At 26.7% G+C, this 7604-nt stretch carries 7 protein-coding genes and 1 tRNA gene; 6 read left to right on the top strand and 2 right to left on the bottom strand.

Translation table 11 applies throughout. The features are described 5' to 3' along the window. The 4 genes from HNR35_RS03210 to HNR35_RS03195 all read left to right on the top strand — a co-directional run. The coding region (locus HNR35_RS03210; RefSeq protein WP_183223889.1) for a tetratricopeptide repeat protein at positions 1-1332 on the top strand (1332 nt) is incomplete at its 5' end. Between the two features lie 7 nt (positions 1333-1339). Then, positions 1340-3175: a DNA mismatch repair endonuclease MutL gene (mutL, locus tag HNR35_RS03205; protein WP_183223887.1), complete on the top strand. Its 1836-nt coding sequence runs from the start codon at positions 1340-1342 to the stop codon at positions 3173-3175. A gap of 18 nt (positions 3176-3193) precedes the next feature. Continuing rightward, positions 3194-4228, top strand: coding sequence for a hypothetical protein (locus HNR35_RS03200; RefSeq protein WP_183223885.1), 1035 nt, complete (start codon positions 3194-3196; stop codon positions 4226-4228). Between the two features lie 27 nt (positions 4229-4255). Continuing rightward, positions 4256-4329, top strand: a tRNA-Ile gene (locus tag HNR35_RS03195). 11 nt (positions 4330-4340) lie between these two features. On the opposite strand, the gene HNR35_RS03190 is transcribed toward HNR35_RS03195, so the two are convergent. Continuing rightward, entirely contained in the window at positions 4341-4994 is a 654-nt protein-coding gene (locus HNR35_RS03190) for a hypothetical protein (protein ID WP_183223884.1), read from the bottom strand. Further along, entirely contained in the window at positions 4972-5550 is a 579-nt protein-coding gene (efp, locus tag HNR35_RS03185; protein WP_006433484.1) for an elongation factor P, read from the bottom strand. Before efp ends, HNR35_RS03190 begins: the two co-directional genes overlap by 23 nt. 165 nt (positions 5551-5715) lie before the next feature. Between efp and HNR35_RS03180 the strand changes: the two genes are divergently transcribed. Both HNR35_RS03180 and pstC read left to right on the top strand, forming a co-directional pair. Beyond that, a complete protein-coding gene (locus tag HNR35_RS03180) occupies positions 5716-6555 on the top strand; it encodes a PstS family phosphate ABC transporter substrate-binding protein (protein ID WP_006433604.1) in 840 nt (279 codons plus the stop codon). A gap of 89 nt (positions 6556-6644) precedes the next feature. Continuing rightward, a complete protein-coding gene (gene pstC / locus HNR35_RS03175) occupies positions 6645-7553 on the top strand; it encodes a phosphate ABC transporter permease subunit PstC (RefSeq protein ID WP_183223882.1) in 909 nt (302 codons plus the stop codon). Positions 7554-7604 lie beyond the last annotated feature (51 nt).

The following is a 7604-nucleotide window of genomic DNA, read 5'->3' as shown; positions in this document are numbered from 1 at the left end:
CTAAACGAATTCTTGACAACTAATCCCAATGACGCCCATGCCGCTAAAACTTTAGCTCAAGCTAATAAAATACAGCATTTAGAAAACCTTAAATCTAAGGTGCATTCAATAAAACCTAGCGATCTTGAAAACCCAAAAACACGCCAACAAGCTATTAAAGATCTAAACGAATTCTTGACAACTAATCCCAATGACGCCCATGCCGCTAAAACTTTGGCTCGGGCTTATGAAAACAATGGAGATTTACTAAAAGTAGAAAATGTATATGAAAAAATTACCAAACTCACAAATAACCAAGAAGATTACTATAAACTTGGAATTATTAGATTCAAGCTTAAAAAGTATGAACACTCAATAGAAGCATTTGATCAAACAATAAGGCTAGACCCAAAACATAAAAAAGCGCATAATAACAAAGGAATAGCTTTAATGATGCTAAATAAAAACAAAAAAGCAATAGAATCTTTTGAAAAAGCAATACAAATTGATGTAAATTATGACACTGCTTACTACCAAAAAGGAATAGCAGAAGAAAAAAATGGCGATATACAACAAGCATTCGCAAGTTTTAAAAATGCCTACAATCTTAACAAAAAAACCAACTATGCATTAAAAGCTGGGATAGTATCAAATAACCTAGGCAACTTCAAAAAAAGTGAAGAGTATTTAAATTTTTTTAATGACAATGTAAAAAAGCCCAACGAAATTGCTATTTACAACCTATCAATAGCAAAATTTGAGAACAATAAGCTTAAAGAAGCCCTTGAAATAATAAACAAAGCCATCAATTTAAATCCAGAAAAAAGTGAATATTTATATCTAAAAGCATCCATAAATCTTAAAAGCGAAAATTACCAAAATGCTATATCACTTTACAACTTAGTAATTGAAAAAAACCCTGAAAACACTTCAGCTTACATAAATCTAGCAAAAGCATATGAAAAATCGGGAAATAAAACTCAAGCAATCTCAACTCTTGAAAAGATAATAAACAAAAACAATAAATTAGCCTTAAATAATCTTGGAATACTTTATAAAAAAGAAAAAAATTATCAAAAAGCAATTGAAATTTTTGAAAAAGCAATAATCAATTCGGATATTGAAGCAAAATATAATCTTGCAACCACTCTAATTGAAATTAATGATAACACAAGAGCTAAAGATCTTCTAAAGGAATATACAAAATTAAAACCAAATAATCCAGAAGCCTTACATGCACTTGGAATAATAGAATATAATGAGAATAACAATGACCAAACACTAAGAGAACTTATCAAAAAATTTCCAAATTATAAAAAAAATGAAAATATTAAAAAAATAATAGGAATATAAATTTTTAATGAACAAAATAAGATTCTTAGATAAATACTTAGTTCAAAAAATAGCAGCAGGAGAATCAATAGACAGACCATGTTCGATATTAAGAGAATTGCTAGACAATTCAATAGATTCTGGAGCTACTAAAATTGAGGTCTTTCTTGAAGAAGGGGGAATTCACAAAATCTTAATAATAGATAATGGAAGCGGAATAAGTCAAGAAGATTTAAAAATATGCTACCTACCGCACACTACTTCAAAAATATCCTCAGAAGAAGATTTAAGAAAAATAGAAACTCTAGGATTTAGAGGAGAGGCCCTTTCTAGTATTGCAATTTGTTCTAATATTTCAATAACAAGCTCAACAACTAACAATGAAAGCTATCAAATAGAAATAGAAAATGGAATTGAAAAATGCTTCAAAAAACAACCTCCCATAAACGGAACAATAGTAGATGTCACAAAAATATTTCACAATTTTCCAGCAAGAAAAAGATTCTTAAAGCAAGAACCCATTGAAACAAAAATGTGTCTAAAAGTTTTAGAAGAAAAAATAATAACCCACCCCGAAATCAATTTTGAAATCAATTTGAATCAAAAACTAAGAAAAATTTATTTTAAAGAATCGTTAATCGATAGAGTACAAAATGTATATGGAAATGTAATAGAAAATAATAAATTTAAAGTCTTAAAAAAAGAACATGAAAACATAAAAATAGAAATATTTTTAGCGCCAGCTAATTTTTCCAAAAAAAGTAAAAGACATATTAAAACATTTGTCAACAGAAGACCTATCGATCAAAAAGATCTCTTAGAAGCAATAACTAATGGGCACAGCAAAATACTTTCTCCGGGTAACTTCCCAATATGTTATTTATTTTTAGAAATAAATCCTGAATATGTTGACTTTAATGTCCACCCTCAAAAAAAAGAAGTAAGATTTTTTAATCTTCCATTTTTATTTAAACTAATCTCTGATAATATTAATAATTTTTTCGATAAAGACTTAAATAGCTACAACGATGTAATAATAAAAAGACAATTAACAGATGATGATCATTTAATAGAAATGATCAACCAATCAGAAAGCTTTAATAAAACCAACACATATAATATATCACAAAACAAAAATTTAGAAATAGAAGAGAATACAAACGAACTAAACAAAAACATAATACAAGATGATGTTGGCCTTAAAAAATATAATTCAATTATACAAAATAGACCATCACTTAAAGAAAACATTACAAACATTTTCTCTGACACCTTTTTAGAATTTGAAGAACAACCAAACAAAAATGAACAAGAAGAAATACAATTTAACTATATAGGACAAATATTCTCTGAATTTTTGATCGTTGAAAAAGTAAATGAAATTTACTTCATAGACCAACACGCAGTTCACGAAAAAATAATATATGAACAACTTAGAAATTCAAAAAAAACTGTTCAAAAGCTTTTAATACCAATTGAATTTACAATAGTTGATAAAAACATAGAAAAAATTATAGATAGTGAAATTGAAGAATATAAAAAAATGGACATTACAATCTCTAAAATAGGCCCTGAAAAATATCAACTTGAGTCTATTCCTAATATTTGTAATCAGTATGAAAACACCCTTATTCACTTTTTTCAATCAAGAAAAAGTAGAACAATAGATTCTCTTGAATCTGATTTATATGCAACTATTGCCTGCAGAAAGGCTGTTAAAACAAATGACATATTAAGCGTTGAATTTAGCAAATTTTTAATAAATGAATTTTTTAAACTAGAAATCAAACATTGCCCTCATGGGCGAAAAATTTATTTCAAAATATCTAAATTTGAGCTTGAAAAAAAAGTTGACAGAGCATAAAATAAAGCTAGAGTTCCCATGATAAAAAAAATCAAATCAGAAATCAGCTTGTTAAAACTAGAAAAAGAAAAAAGTTTAATTGAACTTGGAAAAATATTGAAAAATAATAATATAGTAGAATTAAAAAGTTTAAACCACTATCCTAATCTAAAATTGGTAGAAAAAGAATTATACCAAATGAAAAGCAATTTAATCAAATCAGAAGAAAATGAAAATATATTAAAAAGTTTAAACAAACAGATTTATCTTCTTAAAACAGAATATAAATCTGTTAGCAAATCATATAAAAAAAACCTTAAAGAAATTGCTAAAACAATAATCAAAATTTATCCTCAAAATCTAGAATTAATATCAAAATACAATATGAATTTTTCCAAATTGAAGCTTGAAAAATATAAAAAAATAGAATTAGCAAGTGATTATAAAACAAAAAATTTTTTACAAAGAATAATACTTAAAGCCAACTCAGCAATAAACAATATTATAAATATGGTACATGTATGTAAAATATCAAAAGAATTAGAAAAACAAGTATTTATAAAATATTATCCTTCTGAAAACTTTGAAAACATAATAAATGAATTTTCATTAGATAAAAAATTAAACAATGCAATTATTAAAGAGTTTAAAATAATAAATGAAATTAAAACAAATATAAAAAATATAAAAGAAGAAATAAAACAAATAATATATACAAGCAAAAAAGAAAAAATATACAAAAAGAATCAAATAAAAACCGAAATCAATATCATTATAAAAAACAAAGAAAATATTTTAAAAAAAATCGCTGAAGAATTTATTGAAGCCACAAAAACAAATAAAATCACAGCTAAATCCAACGCAATAAGCTCAATAACCCAAAAAATAGAAAAAATAAACCAAAAAATATTAAATTTAAGTAATAATTTAATCAAAATAACAAAACAAGAAGAAATAAAAAACATTCAACAAAAAATTCAAGTTCTAACAAAAGAAAAAGATAAAATTAACAACAAACTAAATGCATTAACTTCTAAAATAGAAGTCATTCAAAATGAACTTGACAATAAATAAAAAATAAATATAATAAATTAAAGCTAAGGGCCCATAGCTCAGTTGGTTAGAGCACCCGACTCATAATCGGTAGGTCCCAGGTTCAAGTCCTGGTGGGCCCAATTTGATCTTTTTAATTGACCTTAAAAAAAAGATTTGAATTTTTTTCGATATAATAAAAGCTTATATAATTATCCAATGTTTTATCAATCTCTAAGGCATCTATTGAATCAATCTTAACAACTGAAGAGATGGGATATAACTTATCTTTAAAAGTTTTAACAAAAAATACTTTAGAATTGCTTAATTTATTTAACATTGCCATGTCTTTAGACTTATATACATAATTGTGAACATCGTCTAAATCATATTTTGACATATCTAAAGAAATAACAAGCTCTCTATTGTACACTCTCATACCCTTATCAAAAAGACGAACGCACGAAGTAAAATCTTCAAAAGTTTTATCAAAAAAATTAAACCTCAAATCCCTACAATATAGAATATCCTTGCCAAGACTAGAATCAATAAAAAAAGAGCTATAATTATTATTAATCACTTGAATAAACTCACCAGTGTTCTTATTTTCTATTGATAATTTAAAAACATCTTTTGGATTTAGAACTTTAATTGCAAAATCAAAACTCATATAATAATCTAAACGATTCTCAGTAAAATAATAATTTACCTTATAATCAAGTTCTTTTATCTCCGGATAATTTATTTCGCAAGAACAAACAACATAACAAAAAAACAGTATTGATTTAACTTTTAATTCGCTCTGCATACTCTTTAGTTTCAGAATTAACTAAAACTTTATCTCCAATATTAATAAAAAGCGGAGCTTTTATTACAAGCCCTGTATTAAGAGTAATATTTTTCATTGCATTTGTTACAGTGTCGCCTTTAACAGCTGCTTCAACCTCTACAACTTCAAAAGCAATTTTTGGAGCTAACTTAATATCAATAACCACGTTGTCAAACATTACAAGAGAATAAATTTCCGACTCCTGCAAAAAAAGTACCTTATCTTGAAAATTAGCATTTTCTTTTAAATCCAAACTAACTTGATCATAAGTTTCTAAATCCATAAAAACTAAAACATCTTTATCTTTGTATAAATACTGTACGCTAGTCTCATAAATTTCAATCGCTTCTGCAGTATCTGCGCCCTTTAAAGTTTCTCTAATGACAAACTTGTTTTTTAAGTTCTTAAGCTTTAACCTTACTATTGCCCCTCCCCTACCTGTTTTTGAAAATTCTCTTTCAAGAACAATATGGGGAGCCCCTTTAATAAGCAAAAAAGAACCTTTTTCAATCTCGCTAGATTTCACTACTGCCATTTAACTACCTCGCAAAACTTAACACATAAATCTAGTAGTAATTTATACCAAAAAATTAAAATATTTGCTATTATTCCCCAATTATAACTTAATCAATAAAGTTAATTTATAATTGACTTATTTTAAATTAATGCTATTATATACTTAAACAAAGGAGTTTACTTGATGAAAAAATTTATTATCTTAATTTTTATGCTATCAACAAGTTTATTATACAACTGTAAAAATCAAGACAATGAAAAAATTGTATCAATTGGGGGATCTACAACTGTAAGTCCAATACTAGACGAAATGATTCTAAAATATAATAAAATAAACAATAATACTAAAGTAACATACGATGCACAAGGAAGTAGTGTTGGCATAAACGGACTATTTAATAAAATATATAAAATAGCCATATCATCAAGAGATTTAACAAAAGAAGAAATCGAACAAGGGGCAAAAGAAACTGTATTTGCTTATGATGCTTTAATTTTTATCACAAGCCCTGAAATAAAAATTACAAACATTACAGAAGAAAATTTAGCTAAAATACTAAATGGAAAAATTCAAAATTGGAAACAAGTGGGAGGTCCTGATGCTAAAATCAACTTTATTAATCGAGACTCCTCTTCTGGTTCTTACTCATCTATAAAAGATCTACTTCTTAATAAAATATTTAAAACTCACGAAGAATCCCAATTTAGACAAGACGGAATAGTAGTAAAATCTAATGGAGAAGTAATTGAAAAAACAAGCCTTACTCCACACTCAATAGGATATATAGGCCTTGGATACGCAAAAAATTCAATAGAAAAGGGTTTAAACATACTTTCTGTTAACAGCACATACCCTACAAAAGAAACAATAAATAGCAATAAGTACACCATTAAAAGAAATTTAATAATAGTTACGAATAGCAGATACGATGACAAAAGCGTAACTCAATTTATTGATTTTATGACAAGCTCAACCGGACAAGATATTGTTGAAGAACAAGGTTTTTTAGGGATAAAAATATAATTAAATTAAAGAAAAGAAAACTTGACTTAATATCAAATCAAGTAATACAATTTAACACTAACATGAGCTTTAAGGGATTCTTTTAAAAAATGTATCTAAGCTTAAAGATAAAAAGAAAAATAGTTGGGATTATTTTTAAATCTTTCATTCTTGTATCCGCAACAATCAGCTCCCTATCAATAATGTTTTTGGCTGCGTTTATATTAAAAACTGGAATAACACCATTTATTAATAACAAAATTAAAATTTTCAACTTTTTATTTAGCACAAATTGGGATCCTACTAGCAATCTAGAAAAATCTTATGGTATCTTAGCATTCATCATTAATTCCTTTTTAACTACACTTTTCTCTATTTTAATAGCTTTGCCAATTGGATTGGGATTTGCAATATATTTACTTGAAAAAGCGAAAGGATTTTACCGAAAATTCTTACAAACAGTAATAGAGCTTTTAGCAGGAATCCCTAGTGTGGTTTATGGATTTTTTGGAAGCACATTTATTGCCACTTTAGTAAAAACCATTTTTCAAAGAGAAGACAATTTGGGATACAATTTAATAAGCTCATCGCTCATATTAAGCATAATGATAATTCCCACAATAATTAGTGTTTGCTACTCATCACTTAAAGCCGTTCCTAAATCATATAAATTTGCATCTCTTGCATTAGCAGCAACAGACTGGCAAACAATATATAAAATAATAATACCATCAGCTAGTCGAGGCATCTTAGCAGGAACAATATTAGCAATAGGAAGAGCTATTGGAGAAACAGTAGCCGTATTAATGGTTGGAGGGGGCTCTCCTCTTTTTATAAAAAATGTATTTTCTCCCATTAGAACTCTAACCGTAAATATTGCTATGGACATGGGATACGCCTCAGGTGTCCACAGAGAAGCTCTTTTTTCTACAGCTCTAGTGTTATTGCTATTTTCAATAATTACAAATTTACTTAAAAATTTTATACTTTCTTCAAATAAAGGGTTAAAGAAAAAGTGACCAAAACTCAAATAAACAAATTGATTAATAAATTCTACTTCTTTATAATCA

Source organism: Borreliella spielmanii (assembly GCF_014201705.1).
Classification (GTDB): domain Bacteria; phylum Spirochaetota; class Spirochaetia; order Borreliales; family Borreliaceae; genus Borreliella; species Borreliella spielmanii.
Note: the sequence above shows the minus strand (reverse complement) of the source record. Positions and strands in the feature narration are given on the sequence as shown.